29 protein-coding genes are annotated in these 26009 nt (G+C 45.9%); all 29 read right to left on the reverse strand.

What is annotated here, in order from left to right; genetic code table 11:
• Positions 1–26 precede the first annotated feature (26 nt).
• A complete protein-coding gene (locus tag G9G54_RS01345; RefSeq protein WP_165175646.1) occupies positions 27–914 on the reverse strand; it encodes a MinD/ParA family protein in 888 nt (295 codons plus the stop codon).
• A complete protein-coding gene (gene flhF, locus G9G54_RS01350) occupies positions 911–2353 on the reverse strand; it encodes a flagellar biosynthesis protein FlhF (RefSeq protein ID WP_069291731.1) in 1443 nt (480 codons plus the stop codon). Before flhF ends, G9G54_RS01345 begins: the two co-directional genes overlap by 4 nt.
• The gene (flhA, locus tag G9G54_RS01355) at positions 2350–4383 is read right to left on the reverse strand and encodes a flagellar biosynthesis protein FlhA (RefSeq protein ID WP_016820963.1); all 2034 of its coding nucleotides are present in this window, start codon (positions 4381–4383) and stop codon (positions 2350–2352) included. Before flhA ends, flhF begins: the two co-directional genes overlap by 4 nt.
• Before the next feature lie 23 nt (positions 4384–4406).
• Positions 4407–5519, reverse strand: a complete 1113-nt coding sequence (gene flhB, locus G9G54_RS01360; protein WP_039274693.1) for a flagellar biosynthesis protein FlhB — start codon at positions 5517–5519, stop codon at positions 4407–4409.
• Positions 5519–6304: a flagellar biosynthetic protein FliR gene (fliR, locus tag G9G54_RS01365; protein WP_023988198.1), complete on the reverse strand. Its 786-nt coding sequence runs from the start codon at positions 6302–6304 to the stop codon at positions 5519–5521. The genes flhB and fliR overlap by 1 nt, the downstream gene beginning before the upstream one ends.
• 10 nt (positions 6305–6314) lie before the next feature.
• Positions 6315–6584, reverse strand: a complete 270-nt coding sequence (gene fliQ, locus G9G54_RS01370) for a flagellar biosynthesis protein FliQ (protein WP_007430038.1) — start codon at positions 6582–6584, stop codon at positions 6315–6317.
• 37 nt (positions 6585–6621) lie between these two features.
• Positions 6622–7377, reverse strand: coding sequence for a flagellar type III secretion system pore protein FliP (gene fliP / locus G9G54_RS01375; protein WP_013309901.1), 756 nt, complete (start codon positions 7375–7377; stop codon positions 6622–6624).
• A complete protein-coding gene (locus G9G54_RS01380; RefSeq protein ID WP_023988197.1) occupies positions 7374–7907 on the reverse strand; it encodes a flagellar biosynthetic protein FliO in 534 nt (177 codons plus the stop codon). The genes fliP and G9G54_RS01380 overlap by 4 nt, the downstream gene beginning before the upstream one ends.
• 12 nt (positions 7908–7919) lie before the next feature.
• Positions 7920–8285: a response regulator gene (locus G9G54_RS01385; protein ID WP_010346372.1), complete on the reverse strand. Its 366-nt coding sequence runs from the start codon at positions 8283–8285 to the stop codon at positions 7920–7922.
• A 29-nt stretch (positions 8286–8314) separates the two neighbouring features.
• Positions 8315–9625 carry a flagellar motor switch phosphatase FliY gene (gene fliY, locus G9G54_RS01390; protein WP_053325261.1) on the reverse strand — a complete coding sequence of 437 codons (1311 nt, stop codon included), beginning with the start codon at positions 9623–9625 and terminating at the stop codon, positions 8315–8317.
• Positions 9615–10613 carry a flagellar motor switch protein FliM gene (gene fliM, locus G9G54_RS01395; RefSeq protein WP_023988195.1) on the reverse strand — a complete coding sequence of 333 codons (999 nt, stop codon included), beginning with the start codon at positions 10611–10613 and terminating at the stop codon, positions 9615–9617. The genes fliY and fliM overlap by 11 nt, the downstream gene beginning before the upstream one ends.
• Before the next feature lie 43 nt (positions 10614–10656).
• Complete coding sequence (locus tag G9G54_RS01400) at positions 10657–11130, reverse strand: flagellar basal body-associated FliL family protein (protein WP_023988194.1); 474 nt, start codon at positions 11128–11130, stop codon at positions 10657–10659.
• Complete coding sequence (locus tag G9G54_RS01405) at positions 11127–11351, reverse strand: flagellar FlbD family protein (protein ID WP_013309896.1); 225 nt, start codon at positions 11349–11351, stop codon at positions 11127–11129. Before G9G54_RS01405 ends, G9G54_RS01400 begins: the two co-directional genes overlap by 4 nt.
• A 60-nt stretch (positions 11352–11411) precedes the next feature.
• Positions 11412–12221 (reverse strand): flagellar basal body rod protein FlgG, encoded by an 810-nt coding sequence (gene flgG, locus G9G54_RS01410; RefSeq protein WP_025723727.1) that lies wholly within the window; start codon positions 12219–12221, stop codon positions 11412–11414.
• A gap of 104 nt (positions 12222–12325) precedes the next feature.
• Positions 12326–12706 carry a TIGR02530 family flagellar biosynthesis protein gene (locus G9G54_RS01415; protein ID WP_053325260.1) on the reverse strand — a complete coding sequence of 127 codons (381 nt, stop codon included), beginning with the start codon at positions 12704–12706 and terminating at the stop codon, positions 12326–12328.
• Positions 12703–13236 (reverse strand): flagellar hook capping FlgD N-terminal domain-containing protein, encoded by a 534-nt coding sequence (locus G9G54_RS01420; protein ID WP_053325259.1) that lies wholly within the window; start codon positions 13234–13236, stop codon positions 12703–12705. Before G9G54_RS01420 ends, G9G54_RS01415 begins: the two co-directional genes overlap by 4 nt.
• A 19-nt stretch (positions 13237–13255) precedes the next feature.
• Positions 13256–14713: a flagellar hook-length control protein FliK gene (locus tag G9G54_RS01425; protein ID WP_165175648.1), complete on the reverse strand. Its 1458-nt coding sequence runs from the start codon at positions 14711–14713 to the stop codon at positions 13256–13258.
• 26 nt (positions 14714–14739) lie between these two features.
• Positions 14740–15723, reverse strand: coding sequence for a magnesium transporter MgtE N-terminal domain-containing protein (locus tag G9G54_RS01430; RefSeq protein ID WP_023988189.1), 984 nt, complete (start codon positions 15721–15723; stop codon positions 14740–14742).
• Positions 15724–15770: 47 nt separating this feature from the next.
• On the reverse strand, positions 15771–16214 hold the full coding sequence (fliJ, locus tag G9G54_RS01435; RefSeq protein ID WP_013309890.1) for a flagellar export protein FliJ: 444 nt from the start codon (positions 16212–16214) through the stop codon (positions 15771–15773).
• 10 nt (positions 16215–16224) lie between these two features.
• Positions 16225–17544 (reverse strand): flagellar protein export ATPase FliI, encoded by a 1320-nt coding sequence (fliI, locus tag G9G54_RS01440; RefSeq protein ID WP_013309889.1) that lies wholly within the window; start codon positions 17542–17544, stop codon positions 16225–16227.
• On the reverse strand, positions 17531–18367 hold the full coding sequence (locus tag G9G54_RS01445; RefSeq protein ID WP_165175650.1) for a FliH/SctL family protein: 837 nt from the start codon (positions 18365–18367) through the stop codon (positions 17531–17533). The genes fliI and G9G54_RS01445 overlap by 14 nt, the downstream gene beginning before the upstream one ends.
• Positions 18360–19376: a flagellar motor switch protein FliG gene (fliG, locus tag G9G54_RS01450; protein WP_013370674.1), complete on the reverse strand. Its 1017-nt coding sequence runs from the start codon at positions 19374–19376 to the stop codon at positions 18360–18362. Before fliG ends, G9G54_RS01445 begins: the two co-directional genes overlap by 8 nt.
• A gap of 11 nt (positions 19377–19387) precedes the next feature.
• Positions 19388–20971, reverse strand: a complete 1584-nt coding sequence (gene fliF / locus G9G54_RS01455; RefSeq protein ID WP_160789836.1) for a flagellar basal-body MS-ring/collar protein FliF — start codon at positions 20969–20971, stop codon at positions 19388–19390.
• Between the two features lie 35 nt (positions 20972–21006).
• Entirely contained in the window at positions 21007–21321 is a 315-nt protein-coding gene (gene fliE, locus G9G54_RS01460) for a flagellar hook-basal body complex protein FliE (RefSeq protein ID WP_007430020.1), read from the reverse strand.
• Positions 21322–21360: 39 nt separating this feature from the next.
• A complete protein-coding gene (flgC, locus tag G9G54_RS01465; protein ID WP_028542726.1) occupies positions 21361–21813 on the reverse strand; it encodes a flagellar basal body rod protein FlgC in 453 nt (150 codons plus the stop codon).
• A 6-nt stretch (positions 21814–21819) separates the two neighbouring features.
• On the reverse strand, positions 21820–22227 hold the full coding sequence (gene flgB / locus G9G54_RS01470; RefSeq protein WP_013309883.1) for a flagellar basal body rod protein FlgB: 408 nt from the start codon (positions 22225–22227) through the stop codon (positions 21820–21822).
• 408 nt (positions 22228–22635) lie between these two features.
• On the reverse strand, positions 22636–24036 hold the full coding sequence (hslU, locus tag G9G54_RS01475) for an ATP-dependent protease ATPase subunit HslU (protein ID WP_023988186.1): 1401 nt from the start codon (positions 24034–24036) through the stop codon (positions 22636–22638).
• Positions 24037–24072: 36 nt separating this feature from the next.
• Entirely contained in the window at positions 24073–24615 is a 543-nt protein-coding gene (gene hslV, locus G9G54_RS01480) for an ATP-dependent protease subunit HslV (RefSeq protein WP_013309881.1), read from the reverse strand.
• A gap of 26 nt (positions 24616–24641) precedes the next feature.
• Entirely contained in the window at positions 24642–25982 is a 1341-nt protein-coding gene (trmFO, locus tag G9G54_RS01485) for an FADH(2)-oxidizing methylenetetrahydrofolate--tRNA-(uracil(54)-C(5))-methyltransferase TrmFO (RefSeq protein ID WP_165175652.1), read from the reverse strand.
• Positions 25983–26009: the final 27 nt, after the last annotated feature.

The following is a 26009-nucleotide window of genomic DNA, read 5'->3' on the forward strand; positions in this document are numbered from 1 at the left end:
AACACCTCTGTTTCCTCTCATCAAAATCAATGTACAGAACGTCGCAACCATTTTTGCATAAACCCTTTAATTCCACTCAATGCACCTGATTGCGGAATCTGTGGCATTGCTGCAAAACGGTGTGCCAGATTCAATACATCTCTTGAAGCCGCACATCCCGGAGAAGCAACCATAAAAGGTACTTGCCTTTTGACTGCTTGCATGACATGAGTATCATCACTGATATGCCCAAGCAACGGGATTTCGATCTCCAAAAAGCGTCTCGCAACCAGTGCGATCTTATCGGCAACTTGACGGGCCTCATTATCGTTATCGGCACGATTGACTATAATTTTGAATACCGTATCCTTTTGCAACCCGCTGACGACTTTAATTAGCGCATACGCATCTGTTAAGGACGTCGGTTCCGGTGTGGTTACGACCAGGCATTCGTCAGCTGAAGTGATGAATTTAAGGTTTTCTTTAGATAAACCTGCACCTGTATCAAATAGAATGTAATCCATATCTGCCGCCATTTTTTCTACTTCTTCGGCAAAATAATTCAGATCGCCATCCGATAACGTAAACAATTCGCTCAAGCCCGATCCTCCAGCAATATAAGGCAAACCACCTATACCCGTTTGAATAATTTCATCAATTGATTTCTCACGTTTTAACAGGTGAAGAAGATTGTATTGTGAATTGGCCCCCATTAATACATCAATATTGGCCATACCGATATCAGCATCAAACACAAGTACCTTTCGACCAAGGGATTGCAGAGCCAGAGCAAAATTCAGCGTAAAATTGGATTTGCCCACCCCGCCTTTACCACTGGTGATCGTTATAATTTTGGCTTGACGATTACGTGGGGGCAATCGATATTTATCCAAGGAAGAAGCCATTTGTCTAAGTGATTGGGCTTGGTCACTCATATGGAATCTCCGTTAGCTCCTGATGATTCTTTGGGTCCAAGCAGCATGCTTGTCACCATTTCTGTATCGGGATGAAGCAGGTCGTCAGGAACATTTTGTCCATTGGTAATATAGGCCAGTTGCATCGGGAATTGATGCAAAAGATTAAACATTCCACCGCAGCTACCTGTCTCGTCCATCTTAGTAAATACAACCTTACCAAGACCAAACTTACTGAAATGTCCAGTTATATTGAGCATATCTTTGCTTTTGGATGTCAGGCTGAGTACCAGATACGTCTCACTTTCATTAATAGGCGAAAGCAGACTTTGCAGTTCCGAAACAAGTAATTCATTACGATAATTTCGTCCTGCGGTATCCATGAGGATCAGGTCACAATGTTCCAGACGTTGAATGGCTCTGTGGACGTCACCGGGAGACTGCACAACTTCAAGCGGTACATTCAAAATCGTAGCATATGTACGCAGTTGCTCGACGGCTGAAATCCGGTACGTGTCAGAAGTAATAAATCCAACTTTGCGATGATGCTTAAACAACTGCTCTGCTGCTAACTTGGCAATGGTTGTCGTTTTTCCTACTCCGGTAGGACCTGCCACATACACAATTTTGGTATCTTTGGAGATCCCTTTGTCCAGTCTTGTCTGAATAAAACTGGCCACTTCCTCACGAAAGGCTTGTTCCCAATCAAAAGTTTCAGGCGCAAAAGGATGCTCACTCCGGCGCACATATACCTGTTCGAGCCAATACTCCAGTAAATCGCGTTCCACTTCCTGCTCCAGCACACGCTCACAAATCTCTTGCAGCGGCTCCGGCCAAGTACTTTCTAATGAAGAATTTCGGGAAAACCGAGTCATCATAGCCTTCATTTCCCGCAATTCATTAAGCAGAGTCTGATTTTCCTCTGCTCCGCTCTTCTCTGGAACACTTACTTCAATGGGCTGTTTAAACAGTTCACTGGATGATTTCATGTTCGAAAGCAATGCTTCATGATCAAGTACTTGAGACATAGTCTCCAGATTATTAGCAGGCCTAGATAACAAATGCTCAGTTGCTGAAGCTGCCTGTTCTGCATCATTCGTTAATTCAGCTTGTTCTTCTTTGGAACCACCCGTCATCTGCGTTACCCGCCGATAAGCTTCTGGAGCAGCTTGTCTGGGAACCACAGGCATAAATGATTTTTCTGACTGTTCAGGAGCATTCATTGAAGATGAAGCCGCCTGGGCAAGCTCTTGTGAAGATGATCCAAACCGTCGTGGCTTTTGAGGTTGCTTCTCCTCTACCGCAGCTACCACTTCGATTTTCTTTTTACTGAACATTCCCATGAAACCGCCGACCTTCATTTCCTTTGTACTTAAAATGACGGCGTCTGTTCCTAAGTCACCCCTGATTTGCAGCATAGCTTCTGGCATGGTATCCACTACATATCGTTTCACTCTCATAAGTTCACCACCCCGACACTTTGAATTTCAACGTTCGGCTCCAGCTCACTGTACGACAGCACCGGGACATCCTGCATAGTCCGCTCCATCACTTGCCGCAAATACATCCGAATTGTCGGTGACGTTAACACAATAGGCTGCTGTCCAGATTGAATGAGACGGTTGATTTGCTCCATCATCCTTTGATACACCGTTTGCGTAGACACCGGATCAAGAGCCAAATAGCTACCTTGCTCCGACTGTTGCACGCTTTCAGCAATTTTCTTCTCCAATCCTGGTCCCACTGTAATAACGCGTAACGTCTCCCCTTGTTGGGCAAATTGCTGCGTAATCTGTCGGGACAACGCCTGACGGACATATTCAGTCAGCACGTCGGGATCTTTTGTATAAGTACCGTAGTCAGCTAGCGTTTCGAAAATAGTCACCATATCGCGAATGGAGATTTTTTCTTTCAACAGCTTGGCTAACACTTTTTGTACATCCCCAATCGCAAGCACAGAAGGAATAAGGTCGTCCACCAGCACTGGATAATTCTCTTTGAGATTGTCGACCAGCGACCGTGTCTCCTGTCTGCCAAGCAACTCATGAGCATGTTTCTTGATCGTCTCCGTAAGATGAGTAGCTACAACTGAAGGTGGATCAACTACGGTATAACCCGATAGTTCCGCAACATCCTTGGTGTTTTCATCAATCCAGAGCGCGGGCAATCCGAAGGCCGGTTCTGTCGTTTCAATCCCTGTAATAGAATCGTCGTCGTATCCCGGACTCATAGCCAGGTAATGATTTAACAGAAGCTCCCCGCCGCCCACGGTATTACCTTTAATTTTAATGACATATTCGTTAGGCTTGAGCTGAATGTTATCCCGAATACGAATGACCGGCACAACCAAACCCAGCTCCAAAGCACATTGACGACGGATCATAATAATCCGATCCAATAAATCCCCGCCCTGCTGTGTATCCGCCAGCGGAATTAACCCGTATCCAAATTCAAATTCAATTGGATCTACCTGAAGCAGATTAATGACACTTTCTGGACTACGGACTTCTTCAATTTGTTGCTCCTCTTCCAGCTGTTCATCGGCTATCTGCTTGCGTTCCATATTGCCCTGCATTCTTCGAGCCGCGAAAAACAGCAGAATCGCCAGTGGAAGAGTTGTAATGATATGAATAGGCGTGAAGAGACCCAATAATGCAATTGTGGCAGCCACAATATAGATCAATTTTGGATAAGAAAAGAGCTGTCCAGTTAAATCCTCTGCCAAGTTGCCATCCGACGTAGCCCGTGTAACAATTAAGCCTGACGCCGTGGATATGAGCAGTGCGGGAATCTGGCTGACCAGTCCGTCACCAATGGTGAGTACAGAATAAGTCGACAGCGCCTCTTGAAATCCTTTTCCCTGAACGGCCATACCGATAATAAAGCCGCCGACCAAGTTAATGATCAAAATGATAATACTAGCAATGGCATCACCTTTAACGAATTTACTCGCACCATCCATCGCTCCGTAAAAATCAGCTTCCCGTTCGATTTTACTGCGTCGTTCACGGGCTTGCTGCTCATTGATCAAACCTGCATTCAGATCAGCATCAATACTCATTTGTTTACCCGGCATCGCATCCAATGTAAACCGTGCGCCTACCTCAGCAACCCGCTCAGATCCCTTGGTGATAACAATGAACTGTACGACCACGAGAATGAGAAAGACAACAAAACCGACGGCAATTTGCCCTCCTGCAATCCAACTACCAAACGTAGCAACTACTTCCCCTGCATGGCCCTCACCTAAAATAAGTTTGGTTGTAGAGATATTAAGTGCCAAACGAAACAACGTTGTAATGAGTAGCAATGAAGGGAAAATAGAAAACTGTAAAGCTTCCTTCGTATTCATAGAAACGAGTAGAATCATCAAAGCAATAGAAATATTAATGACGAGTAGGATATCCAGCAGCCATGATGGGATCGGGAGAATCATCATAAGAACGATACCGATGACGCCTGCAAGGACAGTTATTTCTTTTATTTTCACGGGTCTCTAGCCCTCCGATCCCTTTATTTCACTTTACCTTTTAATTTATATACATACGCCAGCACTTCGGCAACGGCCTGGAACAGATCAGCTGGTATCGCATCCCCGATTTCGGCTCTTTGAAACAGCGCCCGCGCCAGCGGCTTGTTTTCCATCGTTATTACGCCGTTTTGCTTGGCAATTTCTTTAATTCGGAGCGCAACGTAATCTTGCCCTTTCGCAATAATCTGCGGCGCTTCCATCTCCGAACCGTCATATTTCAAAGCCACAGCAAAGTGCGTAGGGTTGGTGATGATGACATCTGCATTAGGAACCTCCTGCATCATACGCTGCATAGCCATACGGCGCTGACGCTCGCGAATTTTCCCTTTGATCAGCGGGTCACCCTCCATTTTCTTGTATTCATCCTTGATGTCTTGTTTGGACATTTTCAGGTTTTTCTCATGCTCATAACGTTGATACATATAATCCAATACCGCTAAAACGAACAGTACCACACCAATTTTGAGCCCCAGTTCCATCGTTAATGAAGCTGTAAAGCTCAACATCTGATCGCCGGACATTTCAGCCAGTTTGGGTAGGTCAGCCTTTGTTTTCCAGAGTACGCTGTACACCAGATAACCAATTACAGTCATCTTTAAAACGGATTTTAGGAATTCAACCAATGACCTCATGGAAAAAATATTTTTGAATCCTTTAATCGGATCAATCTTGCTAAACTTGGGCGTAATGCCCTCTCCGGTTAATAAAAAGCCGATCTGCATGTAATTGGCTGCTATCCCGATGACAATAGCCCCAATAAAAATAGGTGCTAGCATAATCAAGATTTGCACGCCATACTCGCCCATCATCAGCAGCGTTGTGTTCGGCGTTACCTCCATAGAGAGCCGATTCACAAAAATATCTCGAAATAGTCGAACTGCATGGTCCTTAAAATACCCGCCGAAAATCATGAGGCAAAAAAACGTAACCAGCAGGACACCAGCGGCGGGCAACTCCATGCTTTTGGCAACCTGCCCTTTTTGTCTTGCATCCTGTTTCTTTTTGGGTGTAGCTTTTTCCGTTTTTTCCCCTGAGAACAACTGCAGGTTCATAGCATATTTAAATGACAAACTACGTTCCTCCAGACCAGACATTAAGGACGATTACCCATAATATCCAACAAGTTGCGCATGGATTCGAACATCACAGAAAACAATCTTTCGAATATAAAAGCAAAACTTGGCATGAGAAGCAGTAACATGAACAGTCCCACAATAATTTTAAGAGGTACACCAATAACAAAAATGTTGAATTGTGGCGCTGTTTTAGCTAAAAAACCGAGTCCCACATCTGTTAAAAAGGTAGCCACTACAATGGGAGCAGCAATTTGAAAAGCAAGCATAAATGATTCCGCAAAAGAACGTACCAGGAATTCAGTTACACTGCCACCATACAGCTTTACAAAAAAATCATTTGTCAACGGTACCCAATCATAGCTGTATAAGATAGCATTTAGCAGATGATGGTGCCCATTTATACTTAAAAAGAACAATACAGCTATGGCAAACTTAAAATTCCCCGTTAAAGGCGTTGAAGCCCCTGTCATAGGATCAAACACACTCGCCATTCCGAAACCCACCTGTAGGTCTATAAAAGAACCTGCGGTTTGGATCGCTGTCATGAACAGATATGCAGTAAACCCCAATAACAACCCAATCAGCACTTCACGGCCCACTAAGAGCACATACGCTACATCGGTCGGTACCTGTTGATGCGTACCATATGTAAGATACACGACCAAAGCTAGAAATCCTGAAATTCCAACCTTAAAGATATTAGGTACCCCTCGGGTTGAAAAAATAGGCGCTACTACAAAAAATGAGGTAATCCGACAAAAAATCAGCAAAAAAACAGGAAAACTCTGTAACAATATGTTCATAACATTCAGCCTAACCTATATATTTGTACAAATTGTCCAGAATGTTATACGTAAAGTCCACTAATGTGGTCAATATCCAGGGCCCGAACAAAAGCAATGCCAGCAATACGGCGACAATCTTCGGAACAAAGGCCAGTGTTTGCTCCTGAATTTGGGTTGTCGCCTGAAAAATGCTGATAATCAAACCCACGACTAGCCCCAAAATCAGCATCGGAGCGCTCACCTTGAGTACAATGTACACCGCTTGCCCAGCCAGGGAAATAATAAACTCCGAAGTCATTGCCGTCCTCCTTGATTGCTGTCCTTGCATGAAGTATTCATGTGTTAAAACTCAGAAGCAATGATTTGACAACCAAATACCAACCATCTACAAGTACGAAAAGCAGTATCTTAAAAGGAAGTGAAATCATTACTGGTGGTAGCATCATCATCCCCATAGCCATGAGTGTACTCGACACCACAATGTCTATAACTAAAAACGGTATGAAAATCATAAAGCCCATCTGAAATGCCGTCTTCAACTCACTGATTGCATAAGCCGGAACCATCACCGTTAGTGGAATATCCTGATAATTCTTTGGTTTTTCCATCTTGGTGTATTTCATAAAGAGCAGTAGATCCTTCTCACGTGTATGAGAGAACATAAAGGTCTTGATCGGTACCGATGCCTTATCCAGCGCCTGAGACTGTGTTATATCCCCCTTGAGATACGGCTGAAGTGCAGTTTCATTCATAGCTGAGAACGTCGGTGCCATAATGAATAAAGTGAGAAACAAAGCCAGCCCGACAAGCACCTGATTAGGCGGCATCTGCTGGGTTCCCAGCGAAGTTCGCACAAAGCCAAGCACAATCACAATTCGCGTAAAACTTGTCATAAGTACAAGCAACGCCGGCGCTACACTAATGACAGTAATAAGTAAAATAATAGACAGCGAGGTGGCACCGGGCTGTCCTTTGTCCGAATTGCCGACTTGAATATCAATGTTCGGAATCGGTTCCGCAGAGGCCGCCGTCACCGAAATGAAGCTGAACAAGACAAGCAGCAAACATGCAAGTATAATCTTTTTTCTCATGAATCTCCCGACCGATCTGTAGTATTCTCCTCATTGCGCAGCTTTTCAAGTTTATCCTTGCGATTCGGCATTTGCCGAAGCTTGGATTCAAACATCTCGTGAAAAGATGTCTCCTCTTCAGGCTGCTGCTGTGCCGCGTTGTTCCGGCGAAGCTTATCCGCAATTTTAGCGAATAGCGGGGCAATCGGGCCGCGCTGCAGAGAAGCTTCTTGCTCCAGTGCGGCCAAAATTTGCTCCACTTCTTCAGGATCGGATACTTTGTCAACAAGCCGGATATCTTCTCCCACACCAATGAGGTACACACTGCTACCAACTTCAACAAGCTGAAGGGATTTATTGGGACCAAGTCCCACGCCTCCCAGTATGCGAACGGAGCGGTTGCTGAACCAGCTCTGATTTCTTTTACTCAAAAACCGTATCAAGTACACGATCAGTACGATGATAAAGATTAGCACGAAAAGGACCCAGGCAATGTTGCCTATATTGCTGGATGTACTCAATGCGTCAGAGGCACCCTGTTGTGTATCCATACTGGGTGCGCCTTACACACCCAGTGTTTTGTTGATGGCTTCGATAACCCGATCCGATTGGAAAGGCTTAACGATAAAATCTTTTGCGCCAGCTTGAATGGCATCAATAACCATTGCTTGCTGACCCATCGCGGAACACATGATAACCTTTGCGTTCGCGTCAATTTGTTTGATTTCCTTCAGAGCGGCAATGCCGTCCATTTCAGGCATCGTGATATCCATCGTAATCAGGTCCGGACGAAGCTCCTTGAATTTTTCAATGGCCTGTGATCCGTCCTGGGCCTCTCCTACTACTTCAAATCCATTTTTGGACAGGATGTCCCGAATCATCATTCTCATAAATGCAGCATCGTCCACGATCAAAATACGGTTTGCCATCTGAAATAAATCCTCCCTAAATTATGCTTTTATTGTAATTTTTGAATACGGTCCCATTGGCTTACAATATCTGTTACACGCACGCCAAAGTTCTCGTCGATTACGACAACCTCGCCCTTGGCAATCAGTTTGTTGTTAACCAAAATGTCCACCGGCTCCCCGGCAAGCTTGTCCAGTTCAATAATTGAACCTTGTGAGAGCTCCAGAATATCTTTAATTTGCTTTTGGGTCCTTCCTAATTCTACGGTGACTCTAAGGGGAATGTCCATCAATAAATTTAAATTGTTTTCATCCACTTGCGCAAATGCACCGGACTGCAAGTTAGAAAATTGTACAGGTTGTACATTTACATTACGTCCCGGTACTGCGCCGTAGTGATGAGGCGTTCCGTAAGGAGCTTGCGGCGGTACACCAGCTGGCATTCCATAACCCGGTGTTCCATAGCCTGGAGCGCCCTGCTGCCCATATCCCGGGTCTTGAGGATACATTGGCGGTTGTTGCCCATAGCCTGCGTCTTGTGGCGCCTGCGCGGCTGCAGGCTGCTGCTGATAGGCTGGTGCAGGCGGTTGCTGCGGAACGCTAGCTTGTTGCGGCGCTTCAGGAGCTGCTGTTGCAGCTACCTGCTGTGCGGACGCTTGCGGTTGTTCCTCATCCTCTCCGCCATTCATTAGGATGCTCACCATTTTTTTGGCGAAATTAACAGGTAACAGTTGCATCAGCGTAGAGTCAATAAGATCCCCGATCAATAAACGGAAGGATACTGTAATGAGCGTCTCTTCATCCGGCAGACTGGATACTCCATCACCGTGCATAGGATCTAAGATATCAATCCCCGGTGGAGAGATATTAACAAAACGATTAAACATGGTAGACATAGAGGTCGCCGACGATCCCATCATCTGGTTCATCGCTTCCTGCACGGCACTGATGTGGATTTCATTCAATTCTTCATCTACTGGGTTTCCTTCACCACCAAGCATTAAGTCCGCTATCACTTGTGCATCACGCTTTTTGATTACGAGTGAGTTAATACCCTCGAATCCATCAACATAATTTACATGTACAGCTACGTGTGGCTTTGGAAATGCAGTTTCAAATTCAGAACGGGTAATAATTGAAACTTTAGGTGTCGTAATATCCACCTTTTGACCGAGCAGTGTGGAAAGAGCCGTAGCTGCGCTGCCGAACGTTATATTACCGATTTCCCCGAGAGCATCCTGCTCCAGAGGAGTCAGAAAATCGTCAACGGTCTTGTTGGCGGGAGTAGAATCCGTCCCCGCTTCAGACTGTTTCAGCAAAGCATCGATTTCCTCCTGGGACAAATAGTCTTTACTCGTCAATTTCTTCAACTCCTTCGTTGACAATTTCATCAATTTGTACGGCAACACGATCTCTTACCATGCCGGGACTTCCCATAAACTTCAATTTCTCGCCTACCCGGATGGATAGTCCTTCTTTGACAGGCTTGTTCAATGAAATGACATCCCCTACCGAAAGACCCAGAAACTCGGCTACATTTATCCGGGATTCACCCAACTCCGCAATAATAGGGAGCTCTGCTTTGGTGACCCGTAATCTCAAGGCGTCGATCTCTTCGGGCGCCCTTGATTTCTTTTCGGATGTAAACCACTGGTGCGTGGACAGTCTGGCCATAATGGGTTCCAATACCACGTGCGGGATACAGAGGTTAATCATCCCTGTGGTATCACCAATTTTGGTGCTAAGCGAAATCAGAGCAATCGTTTCATTCGGCGAAACAATCTGCATGAACTGCGGATTCGTTTCCATCGCCTCTAGGCGCGGTTCAATGTCCAGTACCGTTTTCCAAGCCTCTTGCAGGCTATCAAAGGTACGACTGAAAATCCGTTCCATGATCGTCGTCTCGATTTCGGTCAACGCAGCAACCTTTGACGGTGCCGAACCTGTTCCTCCGAGAAGCCTGTCCAACATGGCATAAGCAACGTTCGGGTGAACCTCAAGCACCATACGGCCTTCCAGCGGTTCAGCTTCAAAAATGTTTAGAATGGTCATTTTCGGAATGGAGCGAATGAATTCATCATAAGGAAGCTGCTCCACCTGAACGACATTAATTTGGACAAAAGTACGAAGCTGCGCTGAAAAATATGTGGTCAGATACCGTGCAAAGTTCTCGTGTATCCGCGTCAGACTCCGTATATGATCCTTGGAAAACCTAAGCGCTCTTTTAAAATCATAAGCGCGAACTTTCTTTTGGGTATCTTCCTTTTTAAGTTCTTCCGCATCCATTTCACCGGACGAAAGAGCTGCTAAAAGGGCATCAATTTCCCCTTGTGACAGTACATCCACCAATGTTATTCACCCCCTTACGTGTTCCTGACAAGTTCACCTGGAATCAAATGGCTGCCAGCAAAAAGTCTGTAATTTTGGCGTTCCCCAGGTGACCTTCAGGGAGCGACTTGTTGATGAGATCCGTCAGCTTGTCACTGAACTGGTCCCGGCCTTTAGCCGTTCTGAGCTCATCAGGTTTGGTGTCTGCAAGTAATTGAATAACGATGGGCTTAATACTGATATCTTTGATTTTTTCAAAAGATTCTTTTGCTTTGGCATCGTTCAATTGAAAAGATAGGTTCATCTGGACAATGTAATCTGCGTCTGCCAAATTCGTTTTGATACCGGTAATTTCAGAGCTCACTTCCACCAATTCATCTGCTGACAATCTTGGAAGTTGTTCTGCTTGAGCAGCTTGCGCATTCGGTATGACTTCCGACTTCTTCCCGCTAAGCGCTGGTATAAGTACAAAGGCCGCGCCTGCAATCAAAGTAATCGCGAGTAAAATTGTAATGAGCCATGGCAGCATCTTCTTCATTCGTCTTCCTCCATTTGTTGCACTTTTATCGTGGCGGCATGCATGCCGATTTCACGGCTGTAACCCTTGATCAAGGAGACGACATCTGCCGCTTTTTCCAATACAATCAACCGTTTCCCCGTCACCAAAGTGACGTATGTATCCGGTGTTTCCTCCACAGTCTCAATGAGCAGCGCATTAAGCCACATAGGCGAGCCGTTCAGCCGCGTTAACGGGATCATCGTAACACCAACCTCCTGATAGGTGCGGAGGAGCCTCTACTCCACCGCGTTTAAATGAGATTATCGTTTCAAGTTTACAACTTCCTGAAGCACTTCATCCGAGGTCGTAATGATACGCGAGTTCGCTTGGAATCCGCGCTGAGCTACGATCATTTCGGTAAATTCGCCTGTCAGATCAACGTTGGACATTTCCAGCTGACCTGAGATAATAGCTCCCAGACCATCTGCGTTCGCTACTCCAGGCTCAATTGCATCAATATTTGAGTTGACCGTAGTACGGTACAAGCTCCCGCCGATTTTTTCTAAACCTTCCGGATTCGTGACTCTGGCTAATCCAATTTGCGTACCATTATCAACTGTTCCGTCATCCAATTGTTGTACAATTGTACCGTCCTGCGAGATGGAGAACGCTGTAACATTGTCAGCAAGTGTGATGGGATCTCCACCCGCATCTCCTACGAAAAATCCATCAGATGTAACCAGATTTCGGTTCGCGTCTACATGAAAATCGCCCGCACGAGTCAGATAAGGAACTTCCTGTGCATCATTCATTTTGACCAGGAAAAATCCGTCACCGTTAATACGTAAATCCGTTGGGTTATTCGTAGTCATTGCACTACCTGGAAGGTGCAGTGTATCAATTGAACTGACCGATACCCCCAAACCTACCTGTTTGGCATTCTGCCCGGCGGTTGTGGTTCCGTCTGGTGCACTTGCGCCTGAACTCGTTTGGCTCAAGATATCCTTGAACATCACTCGGCTGGACTTGAAACCTGTAGTATTTACGTTTGCAATGTTGTTACCGATAACGTCCAGCTTCGTTTGAAAGCCCTTCATGCCTGATACACCTGAATACATTGATCTCAACATCGAGTATAAATCCTCCTCTGATTGGTTGCTTAGTTGACCGCATCAGTCGATCCGCGGCTTTTTCATGGCTTTCCTATTTGGGCCAGCCACTTCGTATACATTTTTCATGAAATAATTACAGCACTATCTATCTGCGTAAATACGTTATCCTCCATGGATTTCTTATCCATCGCGGTAACAACTGTTCGATTAGGTACACTTACAATCAAAGCCATATCCTGCATTAAAATCAATGATTCTTTGGCGCCTTTGGCAGCTGCTTTATCCACAGCAGAGTTAATTTTCGCCATTTGGTCACTTCTCAACTCTATTCCCCGCTGCTCCAGACGCTTGGCTGCATGGTTGCTCAGCTTGAGCACCTGATCCTGCAACACCTGACCGAACGGTCTGGCATCCTTGGATACCGAATTCACTCGGTTTTGTGAGATTGCTGCCGGGGGCACGTTGGCGGGAAAAAGGCGTCCGACCGTTAGCCTGTCATTCATGAGTTCTCACCGCTTCCAGTAGAGGAAGAAGATGAAGTATCCGATGTATCTGTAGCGGGAGTCGTTGTGTTAGCCTGGCTTACTGATGTTACATCTTTTAATGCCACCTCAGCCGCTCCCATTTTGGCATACTGCACACCGTCGCGAATAACGATGGAATCCACGATTCCACTTTTCACTGTACCCGCGCCTGCTTCACCTGTAATGGAGTCTTTTTTACCTGCCTCAATCCAGCTGACTTCTTTTCCTATCAAACCGGAAGCCGTACCCAAAGACTGTCCCAATGCATTCAACTGCGTAGAAATGTTCATCAGTTGTTCCACCGAGGAAAACTGGGCCATTTGAGCGATAAATTCTTTATCCTCCAAAGGCTGCATCGGATCCTGATTTTGTAGCTGGGTGATCAAAATTTTCAGAAATTGATCTTTACCCATCGTTTTAGTATCCTTGGCACTTGCTGTTTTGACATTATTCACATTGTAATTCGGCCAGACGTTACTGGTGGATACATTGTTGTCTGTAGTCGTCATTGTGTTCTCACCTCCATCATTACGCTTGTGCTGTAAAGGAGCCTGTCCGATTCATATCATCTGCGCGTTGTTCTGCTGTCCAGTTACGAAGCTCTTCTGCCATTTCAGCTACCTTCATAGCATCCTCGCTCTCTTCTCTACCACGAGCTTTGGAACGTTGGTTGGATTGCTGCTGCTGATTAGCTCCAGATCCGCGTCCATCCTGATACATATGGGAGGAAAGCGACTCATTGTGCGTTACTTCTACCTTATCTACCTGGATACCTTGGCTCTGCAGGCTCGAACGCAGCTGCGACATTTGCTGTTCCAGCAAATCCTTCGCTCCGCTATGCTCAGTCATGAACTGGGCAACCAGATGACCATTTTGCATCGTCAGCTTAACCTCCAGCTGGCCCAGATGATCTGGACGAAGCATGATGGTCGCTTCCGTCAAACCAGTGTGTTTTACAATGTCAAGTTTCTGAACTACAAATTCGGTCATCTCCTTGGCAAATTGCCGTACATGTACGACTGGTTGAGCTGGAGCCGAAGGTGTTGTTCCTTGCGTTTGTACCGAAAGCTGTCCCGCAGTTGTGATCACTGGAGTCTGATTGTCAGTTGCTGTCTGATCCGCTTGCTCAGTTGCATCTACGAATGCACTCGCTTCATCCGCTCCAGTCGTCTTAACTGTAGACTGAACGAGAATATTAGTTGATGGACGTTGCCCTTCTGAACCTTGCTGATTAGTTTCGCCCTGACTTGCTTGCTGCTGAGAAACAACAACCTGTTTGTCTGTAGTAGCTGTAGCTACGGTCTGAGTACCATTTGCTCGATTTGCAGAAGGCTGAACCGCTTGTGAGTCCCCACCATCAGCAAGTTCCACAGCTTTCATTACACCATTCCACTGCTCATCGGAAATAGCTCCCGTCCCTGCCGTTGCGCTTTGGAGCGATTGTAGCAACTGTGCCACCTGGGACTTTTGGTCTCCAGAAGCCTGCTCTGCTACATTGGCAAGTTGAGACAAAGCGTCCTGCAATGCAAACCGAAGAGTAGCCGGGTTGGCTGCCAAGGCTGTTAAGCCTGTCGCCTCTGTCGTTTCTCCACCGTTTAACTGTTGATTTGTTCCGTCGCCTTGCAAAAACTGTTGTACTTGCTGAATCCACGCTTGCAGAGAAGCAAGCAGAGCAGGATCGGCAGCTACCTGTTCATCCAGCTTTTCGAGATTTTGCAGCAAAGGAGCCAGTGTTTCGACCAGCGGCTCGGTTGGAGCTTCCGTGGATTCTCCGGTTGCAATCAGCGGAAGTACCATAACTAATGGAGAACCGTTCGCATCTGTGCCTGCTGAGCCCGTTTGCCCGCCTGTCATCATTTGCGTAAGTGTTTGATTAAAAGCACCCGTGGTTGCTCCGGCAGCCGTGGCTGTACTCGTTGTTGAGGCTGTCGTACTGCTAGCTGTTTGACTGGAGCTGAGCGATACACTTTGAGAAATAAGGGTCATTTATTTTTCACCTCCCTTCATTTAAATTACTTACTGCCCATCAGTTTGTTCAAAATTTTTGCAGTCTGAGCCGCATCCTTGGCAGACATATTTTGTAGTAAAGAACCACGTGTCGAATCATCTACTGTATTTAATATGTTTAATGCCTTGTCTGGACTGATTTTGTAAGTTTGTAAAATAAGTTCGGCACCGCTCTTCTTGTCCATGGAAGCAAATGTGCTACTGATTTGAGTGCTTTGCAAACTCTTACTCGTCGTGCCAGCTGTGGTACCTTGATCCTTTTTCAGACGAGACTGCAACGCAGCAACTGACAAATCCGTAGATGGCGTTACGTTTTTCAGAGCCATAGTAATATCGGCTGCTTTTTTAGCGTCCATCTTTTGCAAAATCTTTGCACTGTTGGCAGGGTCCATGTAGCTTAGCAGCTGCACAGTCTCTTCCGTAGTCAGATTCTCCATAATCGGTGCCGCTTTACTAGCTGTCATTCCTTCATACATGCTAGCAAGATCTCTGGCCTGTTTTACATAAGGATCTTCATTTGTTGTTCCACCTGTAGTTTGCGTACCAGCCTGTCCCTGCTGACTGGCCTGTGGCTGCTGTTCCTGTTGCGTTTGCAGCGTATTGACCTGATTCTGCAGTTCAGTAACCTTTTTATCTTGTGTCGTCTTAGCAGCGGTAGCCTTCTTAAGCTCCTCCGTCTGCTTGGCTAAATCTGCCTTTAACTGCTGAATGGTTGCTTCAGAACTTTCAGACTGTGCCTTCTGATCTGCCTCTTTCGTCTGGGTAGCCTTATCTTTCGGTTCAGGCACCCAATTTTTAACAACTGGTATTTTGTTCCCTAATGAAATCATTTCGCTTCTGAAGTCCATATTGAACAATGTAAGCAGGACCCCGACCAGAACGATTGTGAACACAATCGGAATCAGGAAAAACATAAACCGTTCAAATCCCCCGCCTGATTCTTTTCCTAAATCCATATCCAGTTCATTTTCTGCTAACTTCTGTGCCATCGTCTTCCTCCTCAGGCAGCTGATATGCGTATCCTATGACTTTCCGCTTACCGGGCTTTCATGGCAAATCGCACGGAAGCCATTTCATCCAGCTCGTTCTGCTCGCGCAGGAGCATTTCCTGTTGGAATTTCACGTTGGCCTTCTCTCTCGCTTTCAGCCAAACCTGTTCATCCAGCATTTTATCGGTCAAAACGGTTTGTTTGCTTTGCACATTTTGCTGCGCATATTGAACATCCCTATGCTTGCGTGTAATACATTGGTCCAGATGATTAACATAAGCCTGTAATTCCTGAATGGTAGAGAGTGGCGCGCAATCCTCGGCAGCCTTTTGAATGGCTGATATGACCCGATTCCTTTCGCCTACAAGCTGTGTTAATGTCTGCTCCTCAGCCTGCAATTGTCCGACAGCACTGGAAAGCAACCATTCGGCCTGTGACTTTTCGTTGGTTTTCAAGTCTACAACTTTCTGAAAGGAATACTGAAATCTCATCGTTCAACCTTCATCTCCTCGTAAATTCAGAAATCAAACGCTCCCTTACCTCGTCCAGCTCAGCCTTTTCATCTGTTCTTTGTCTTGTAAAATCCCATATATCCCGTATACGCTCCATGGATTCGTCAATTTCTGCATTTGAACCCTGCTGATAGGCCCCGATATTAATCAGGTCCTCCGAATCTTTGTAGACGGCCATCAAGCGCTTAATGTTCTCGGCAGCGTCTATCTGATCTCGTGGTGCGATATCCTTCATAACCCGGCTAATACTCGCTAACACATCAATTGCGGGAAAATGTCCTTTGTTCGCAATCCCACGATTCAAGACAATGTGTCCATCCAAAATCCCGCGCACCGCATCTGCGATGGGCTCGTTCATATCATCACCATCGACCAGTACCGTATAAAAAGCGGTTATGGAGCCAGTAGGACCTGTCCCTGCACGTTCTAGAAGCTTAGGTAGACTAGCAAACACGGAAGGTGTGTACCCTCTCATTGCTGGCGGCTCCCCTACGGCTAGTCCCACTTCACGTTGGGCCATCGCATACCGGGTAACTGAATCCATCATCAGCATGACATTCAACCCGCGATCCCGAAAATATTCCGCGATCGTCGTTGCAATAAGTGCACCCTTAATACGGATTAACGCAGGCTGGTCGGAAGTTGCCACAATGACCACGGAACGTTCTAGTCCCTCTGGACCTAAATCCCGTTCAATAAAATCCAGCACCTCGCGTCCACGTTCCCCGATCAAGGCAATTACATTCACATCAGCTTCCGTATTACGAGCAATCATTCCCATCAAGGTACTTTTACCTACACCCGAACCTGCAAAAATACCAACCCGTTGTCCTTTACCGATAGTAAGCAACCCGTCGATAGCGCGCACCCCGATACTGATTGGTTCCTGCACACGCGGACGATTCAGCGGATTGGACGGAATATTGAAGGTTGAATATCTCGCCATTCGAGAGGGAATCAATGAGCCATCCAGAGGCTGACCCAATCCGTCCAGCACTTTGCCTAACAGCTCCGACCCGACCTGCACATTCAACGGTTTCCCTGTTCCTACAACATCACAACCGGGACCAATGGATTGCAGTTCTCCAAGTGGCATCAGAAGCACTTTATTGTCCCTGAAGCCTACGACCTCCGCTTGCAACGGCTTTGCCGTTTTACCCGGATAAATGTAACAAACATCCCCGATACTGGCGTCTGGACCTTCCGATTCAACCATCAAGCCGATAACCTGCGTAACCTTGCCATTTACCCGAACCGGGTCCAGCTGGCGCAAATGATCCATGTAGCGCTGCGCATTAAGCCCCTTCATGTCTTCGCTCCTCATTCTCATGTACCAGACGCAATAATTCCTTTTTGATCTCAGCTAATTGCGTATCAATCCGCGCATCCACACTTCCAAAGGAAGAACGGATAACACAACCGCGATCTTTCACGGTACCATCAGGAATAATTTGAAGTTCTGCCTGCGAATCGACAGTTAATGACAATTCTTCTCGTGCACCTTGCACAAATGCGAAATGCTGAGGCGACACACACAATGTAATGGTTCCTTTTTCCCGCTTACGAGCCAAATTTTTACGAATTAATTCAATCGTGTATTCAGGCTCAAGGCTAAGCTGTTTCTCAATGACCTTCTCAGCAATAGCACTACTCAGTTCGACCAGGAAAGGCTCCGCTTCCTGAATCAGTTGTTCCTTAATCTCATAGGCCTGACGCAGAATATCCTGTGCTTCTTCCATCATCTGCTCCGATTTCGTTTGGAGCTCGGCCTCAGCCAGCTTCTGGCCTTCTTCATATCCTTGCTGAAACCCATCAGCTTTTAACGACTGAGTCAACTGCTCGTCATGCTCGCGTCGTTCCTGCCACCAGGCTTCAATCTGCTGCTGTGCCTCCTGAAGCATCCGTTCCGCTTCTTCAGCTGCCTCGCGAACCTGACGTTCGGCAAAATCCTTAGCATCATTCAGCATTTCATCCCGTAGCCGTTCAGCCTCATGATCTCGCTGAGGCTCCGGCTCCGTATATTCAGTTGTGATTTCTTCGTCCGTCGTTTCTGGCGTATACGTATGTGCCACATCAATTGTTTTCAAAGCTTCTACAGGAACATATTGGAAAGATTTAATCAAGTTAGACAATGATGTCATCTCCTCCGCCGCGTGCGATTATAATCTCACCGGCCTCTTCCAATCTGCGGATCGTCGATACGATACGTGTCTGTGCTTCTTCCACATCACGCAACCGCACCGGTCCCATGTACTCCATTTCCTCTTTGAAGGTTTCTGCCATACGTTTCGACATATTTCGGAAAATCACATCGCGTACTTCTTCACTGGACACTTTAAGCGCCAATTGCAAATCTGCATTGTCGATATCGCGGATAATGCGCTGAATGGAACGGTTGTCCACATTGACGATATCCTCGAACACGAACATTCTTTTCTTGATTTCCTCAGCCAGTTCTGGATCTTGAATTTCAAGCGAGTCGAGAATCGTACGTTCGGTTCCGCGGTCTACGCCATTCAAAATCTGAACAATGGACTCGATACCACCCGCATTCGTATAATCCTGCGTCGCGGTTGCTGACAGCTTTTGCTCCAACACTCGTTCCACCTGAGAAATAACTTCCGGAGATGTACTGTCCATGACAGCGACACGCCGGGCCACATCTGCCTGTTTTTCCTGTGGCAGAGACGACAGAATTGCAGCCGCCTGCTCGAATTGCAAGTACGAAAGCACGAGAGCAATCGTTTGCGGATTCTCATTCTGTATAAAATTCAATATCTGGTTTGGATCAGCCTTGCGGGCAAAATCGAAGGGTCTTACTTGTAACGTCGCTGTTAGACGGTTAATGACCTCAACTGCTTTTTGCGATCCGAGTGCTTTCTCCAATATTTCTTTAGCGTAATTAATACCGCCTTGGGAAATGTACTCCTGAGCCAAACAAATTTGATGAAACTCGGCCATGATGGAGTCCTTCTCAATGGCATCGACCTTCCGCACATTGGCAATTTCCAATGTAAGTTGCTCGATCTCCTCATCACGCAAATGCTTGAATATTTGAGCAGATACCTCTGGTCCCATTGTGATCAGAAGTATAGCTGCTTTCTGTCTTCCCGTTAAACCTTGACTGCTTGCCTTTGCCAATGAACTCACCTCTATTCGTCAGCCAGCCATGTACGAAGCAGATTGACGAATTCGTCGGGTTTCTTTTTCGCCAGACTTTCAAGCTGTTTACGCACTTGACTTTCATTTGTCACACTTTCCATGGTAATAGACGGGAACTCCGTCGGCGTTGGCATGAGTTGCAATTCTTCATCCAACTCTTCTTCCTGCTTACGACGACCGCGTACAATGAGGAAGATTACACCCGCCAGCAGTGCCAGAACAGCAGCTCCGATGCCCCATAGCCAAGGGTTGGATGCTGAGAAGAATGTATTCGTGCTCGCAGGCGCTGGAACAGCTTGTGAAAACACTGAAACCTTCTTAGCCAAATCAGCGTCTGTAATAGTAGTACCAGAATTCGCTAACGATGCTCTAACAATATTAACCAAAATATTTTGAATTGCTGTCTGAGTTGCAGTATCCAACGTTTGCTGACCTGTTGGTGGTTCAACTGCTACATTAATGGTTAAATCTTTTACAGTGTACGGACTTTGGATAATATCCCTTGCAATTCGGTTAACTTCGTAGTTAATCGTACTTGAGCTCTTATCTGAGCTGGTATTACCGGAATTAGCTCCTCCCGGGTAGCCCGGAACATCCTGTGTTCCTGTTCCTGCAACTCCTCCGGTTTGTCCACTACTGCCCGTATAGCTTTCCTGAATTTGTTGGGCGCTAATTTCAATACCCTTCATTTTCGTTTGATCAACAGGTGTGACCATTTGTTCTTTTGATGTGACTTTGTCGAAATTTAGCTGGGACATAACCAGCACGTTTACCTTGTCGTCTCCAACAATTTTCGACAAAAATTGTTGGACATTATTCCTTACATCGCTCTCAAACTTCTTCTGTAGAGCCATGTTTTCCTGAACACCACTAGTGAGCCCACCTTGGCCGCCCTTGGCCGTTGGAATCAACTCATATTCCTTATTGGTGATCGTAATGTTTTCCACTGGCAGATTCGGTACGGCCGTTTTTACCAGATTAAAATATCCGTCGATCGCTTGCTGATTTGGAGTAAAGCCAGGCTCGAATTCCATTTGAATCGAAGCGGAGGCTTTGTCCTTTTCTTCAAGTCCGGCAAAAATGTTTTCCTTTGGCATATTAATGACAGCTTTGGAGCTTTGGACACCATCCATCCGTTCCAACAGTTGCTGTATTTCGCCGTTCAATGCATTATTGTACTTCACATTGAACTCGTTCTCCGTCATACCAATGGCAGAGGAGGACTGGTCAAAAGCACTCATGCCGATTGACCCCTTCTGAATCAGGCCTTGAGACCCAACATCTACCTTCGCCTTATCCGCATTAGCGGTTGGAACTGCGATTTGTGTCCCACCAGCATTAAGTTGATACGGTATACCCGCAGAATCGAGATATTTAATGACTCCGGCTGCATCGTTAGCATTTAAATCTCGGAAAGCCACTTCATACTCGGTTTTAGTAAACTGCATCGTTAGCACTACAACGGCGATAATGATGAATGCTAATGTCGAAACAAGTAATATCTTCTGTTTTTTGCTGAAATTATTCCAATACCCGGAAATCTTATCCCGATATTGGGCGATTCTCTCGTTCACTCCGTCACCCCATCCGAAACTTTGCTAAACCCTCTTTACATCTGTGTACGCATGATCTCCTGATAGGCTTCGATCGCTTTGTTTCGGACCTGTGTAGTAAGCTGCAGGGAAAGCAGCGCTTGTTGGGAAGTGATCATGACCTGATCTACATCAACTTTGCCTGCCATGAATTGGTCGGACATCTGGTGCGTAGCGGCTTCCTGCTGCCCTACTTCATTGAGAGCATCCTTTAGGAAGGAACCAAAATCCTTCAAGGATTCGGAAGGCGTCGCTTTCGTCAACTCATTGTTAGGCGATTGAATCTGCTGTATTACCGGTGTCTGTACATTAAACATGGCGTTCTGAATCATGTTTTACTCTCCCTATTAAGTAGTTAGTAGTCCTAGAACTTAGCGACCGATTTCAAGCGCTTTGGAAACCATAGCCTTTGATGCATTCAGAGCTGTTACATTGGCTTCGTATGAGCGTGTTGCGGAAATCATGTCGACCATTTCTTTCATAATGTCTACATTAGGCATATATACATAGCCATCTTTATCAGCGTCCGGGTGACCCGGATTGTACACAGGCTTCAAAGGTGACTGATCTTCCTGAATTTGCGAAACCTTAACGCCAGCAGCGTTTGTGCTACTTCCTTCCATTTGAGCCTTTAAAACATCGGCAAAGCCAGATTGGTTCGGCTCCAAAACAACCGTTTTTCTCCGATATGGAACTGCTTGTCCATTCTCTACTTTCGCCCGAGTTGTCTCTGCGTTGGCAATGTTGCTAGATATAACGTCCATCCGCAACCGTTGGGCCGTAAGAGCAGATGCACTAATATCAAAGCCGTTGTTAATCTTCACCTAGTCCTATCTCCCTTCTACCGCTGTTCTCATCATTTTGATGCGCTCATTAATTTCTTGGATGTAGGTATTATATCTTAGTTGATTTTCAGCCATAAGACTCATTTCTCTGTCGATATCTACGTTGTTCATATTGTTATTCATGACTGAGTACCCATCTTTGGTGACCGTGGCATCTGGAATGGAGTTCACAGGTCCTATTTGAAAATGTCTTGAATTGGTTACTTTTCCACGTAGTGGTGTGACATCACCGTCCATTTGCTGCTGAAGCAGTTCTTCAAATGAAACCTCCGAACGCTTAAAATACGGGGTATCCGCATTGGATATATTGTCCGCCATCACACGTTGTCTCGTATTTGCCGCCTGTACACCTGCCTGAAGCTTTTGAAAGCTCATATCACCCAGCAGATTCATTTAGCTCCTCCCTCCCAGCGTCTACTCCAAAGTAAGATTCAATAAAACAAGATTTTTCACTTTTTTTCGACAATAAAATTTCATAATTATACATTTCTTTTAGGTCTTAAGTAGAAAATAATAACTTTCTGTCATATATTCTAAGTTTCGTAGAGTTGGGACCTAATTACAATAAGAAAAAAGCCCTATCTTTTTTAAAAAAGAGGGCTTTAGATGCATAAAATGTTAAATTTTTCAGGTTTATTTCAAGAAAATGAATGTTTTCTTAGCACTTTACACCTGTAAAAGATTATACGTCCTACTTTTGGAATAGACAGAAAAATCATCAACTTGACCATTATCTAGGTCTAAACGACGGTGCAAGATAGTGTTATTCTGGACCACACACCCTATTTTTAGAAACCCTATTCATAAAATATACTGACTAAGGTCCCTGTTTTGGGCAATATCTCCCAGCTTCTCACGTACATATTCCGGGGTAATGATCATACGATCCAATGTAAGCTCTGGTGCTTCAAACGACAGATCCTCCAGCAGCTTTTCTAGAATGGTATGCAAACGACGTGCGCCAATATTTTCGGTGTTGCGATTTACAGACTCAGCAATGCTGGCAATCTCACGGATCGCTTCCGCAGAAAATTCGACTTCAATTTCCTCAGTACGGAGTAGATCAGTGTATTGCTTGGTCAGCGCATTTTTAGGCTCCGTCAGTATCGACACAAACTCATCCAAAGTCAGGCTACTTAATTCCACACGGATTGGAAAACGACCCTGAAGCTCAGGGATCAGGTCAGATGGTTTTGCAACATGAAAAGCTCCTGCAGCAATAAACAGAATGTAATCTGTTCTTACCGGACCGTATTTGGTCATGATGGTAGATCCCTCGACAATAGGTAAAATATCGCGCTGGACGCCTTCTCTCGACACATCGGGGCCGCTACCCTTACCCTGGCTGGCAATCTTATCTATTTCATCAATAAAAATAATACCGGATTGCTCAGCACGCTTCACAGACTCCTGAATCACATCATCCATATCGATCAATTTGGCGGCCTCATCTTGAATCAACACCTTGCGAGCTTCCTTGACTGGTAGCTTGCGCTTTTTCGTCCGCTTGGGCAGAAAACTTCCGAACATCTCCTGCATATTCATACCCATTTGTTCATTCCCTTGCCCAGCAAACATATCGAGCATATTGGGGGCAGTATCCTCCACATCAATCTCTATGACATCATCCTCAAGCTTACCAGACAATAGATCGAATTTAACCTTACGGCGCTTTTCTGCCAAAGATCCATCCTGTTGTGGTGGTTCTTCTTCTACTGAAGTTCCCGTGTTATTGCCAAACAGCATTTCAAAAGGATTACGTTGCGATTTGTTTGACTTTTCTGCAGGTACAAGGATGCTGACAATCCGTTCATTTGCCATGTCTTCCGCTTTGTCCTTCACATTCTCTGTTCGTTCCGTCTTAACGATGCGAATAGAGGTTTCCATCAGATCACGCACCATGGATTCCACATCACGACCGACGTAACCCACTTCTGTAAATTTGGTCGCCTCTACCTTGACAAAAGGAGCTCCCACGAGCCGTGCAAGTCTACGTGCAATTTCAGTTTTACCCACACCTGTCGGTCCGATCATCAAAATATTTTTAGGCACAATTTCATCCCGGATATCATCCGGCAGCTTACTACGCCGATAACGGTTGCGCAAGGCAACAGCAACAGATTTTTTAGCTTCCTTTTGTCCGACAATATACTTATCCAGCTCGGATACCACTTGTCTGGGCGTCAACGATTGATTATTCATTTTGCACTCCTCCACCCTTGAATACTCAGAGCCGATTTACAGTTCTTCCACGATAATCTGATTGTTCGTATACACACATATTTCCGAAGCAACCTCTAGCGCTTCCCGTGCCATATCCTTTGCTTCCATGCCAGAGCCATGGCGTTTGAAAGCACGGGCAGCCGCCAATGCAAAATTACCACCTGAGCCAATCGCAAGCACATCATCATCCGGCTCTATAATTTCGCCGCCTCCAGAAATGAGCAACATTCCGGATGAGTCCATCACAATCATGAGCGCTTCCAGCTTGCGCAGGATACGATCCTGACGCCAGTCCTTGGCAAGTTCCACGGCTGCTCTTTGAAGATTTCCGTGGTGTTCCTCCAGCTTATTTTCGAACTTTTCAAATAACGTGATAGCATCGGCCACTGAACCCGCAAATCCTGCAACGACCTGACCTCGATACAATCTGCGCACTTTTTTAGCCGTCTGCTTCATGACAACACTGTTGCCGAACGTTACCTGTCCATCACCCGCAATAGCTCCTTTGCCATTGTGGCGTACAGCGCAGATGGTGGTAGCATGAAAGGACATATCCATAACGCGCTCCTCCTTTTCCTTCATCCTTATGCCTGTACTTCAGCTGACATAACTCCCGTTTCGTTGATATAACCACGCAAACTTTCCAACGCGCGATTAGCGAGAGCTTCATTTTTTTCTTTTTTGTTACGAATCCGTTTCTCCAACTTTGGAAGCAAACCAAAGTTTGCATTCATCGGTTGAAAATGCTTAAAATCAGCGGTCGTAATATACCGTGCCATGCTACCTAATGTCGTTTCCGCAGGAAATACAAACATTTCCTGTCCACGCGCTGCTCGTGCCGCATTCATTCCGGCCAGCAGACCAGAAGCCGCTGACTCCACATATCCCTCTACACCGGTCATTTGTCCGGCGAAGAATAGATTACTTCTTCCCTTAAACTGATAAGTTGGATGAAGTTGCTGCGGAGAATTAATAAAGGTATTGCGATGCATCACACCGTAACGTACAAACTCTGCCTCTTCAAGACCCGGAATCATTGAAAATACACGCTTTTGCTCCCCCCATTTGAGGTGAGTCTGGAAACCAACCAGATTATACAGCGTTCCTGCGGCGTTGTCCTGGCGAAGCTGAACAACTGCGTGGGGCAGTTCACCTGTATGTGGATTTACGAGACCCACAGGTTTCATCGGTCCGAACAATGCCGTTTGTTTCCCACGTTGCATCATCACTTCGATGGGCATACAGCCTTCGAAATAAATTTCTTTTTCGAATTCCTTGACTTGCGCTACCTCAGCCGCAATCAGAGCCTCATAAAAAGCATCAAATTCCGCTTCGTTCATCGGACAATTCAAGTACGCTGCTTCTCCCTTATCATAACGGGAAGCCAGATAAACCTTACTCATGTCGATAGAGTCCTTTTCTACAATCGGAGCTGCCGCATCGTAAAAATAGAAATACTCCTCTCCCATCAGCGATTTAATCTGTTCCGACAAAGCTGGAGAAGTTAAAGGCCCCGTCGCAATGACCACAATACCGTCCTGTGGGATTTCCTGAAGCTCTTCATTAACAACCTCGATCAAAGGATGTTGATGAAGCGTATCAGTAATATGACCGGAAAATCCGTCACGATCCACTGCCAATGCACCGCCAGCCGGAACAGCATGACGATCTGCTGCACTCAGAATCAAGGAGTTCAGTATTCTCATCTCTTCCTTCAGTACGCCTACTGCATTCGTTAGGCCGTTTGCCCGCAAGGAATTACTGCATACCAGTTCGGCAAATTTATCTGTATGATGTGCTGGTGTTTTTACAACCGGCCGCATTTCATATAACTTAACTGACACTCCACGGCTTGCAATTTGCCAGGCAGCTTCGCTGCCTGCCAAACCTGCTCCGATGACCGTTACCTTTTGTAGTTCACTCACGTTTAAATCCCCCTGCTATTGTTGTTC

It is taken from the genome of Paenibacillus sp. EKM212P (assembly GCF_011066115.1).
In the GTDB taxonomy this organism is placed as follows: domain Bacteria; phylum Bacillota; class Bacilli; order Paenibacillales; family Paenibacillaceae; genus Paenibacillus; species Paenibacillus polymyxa_B.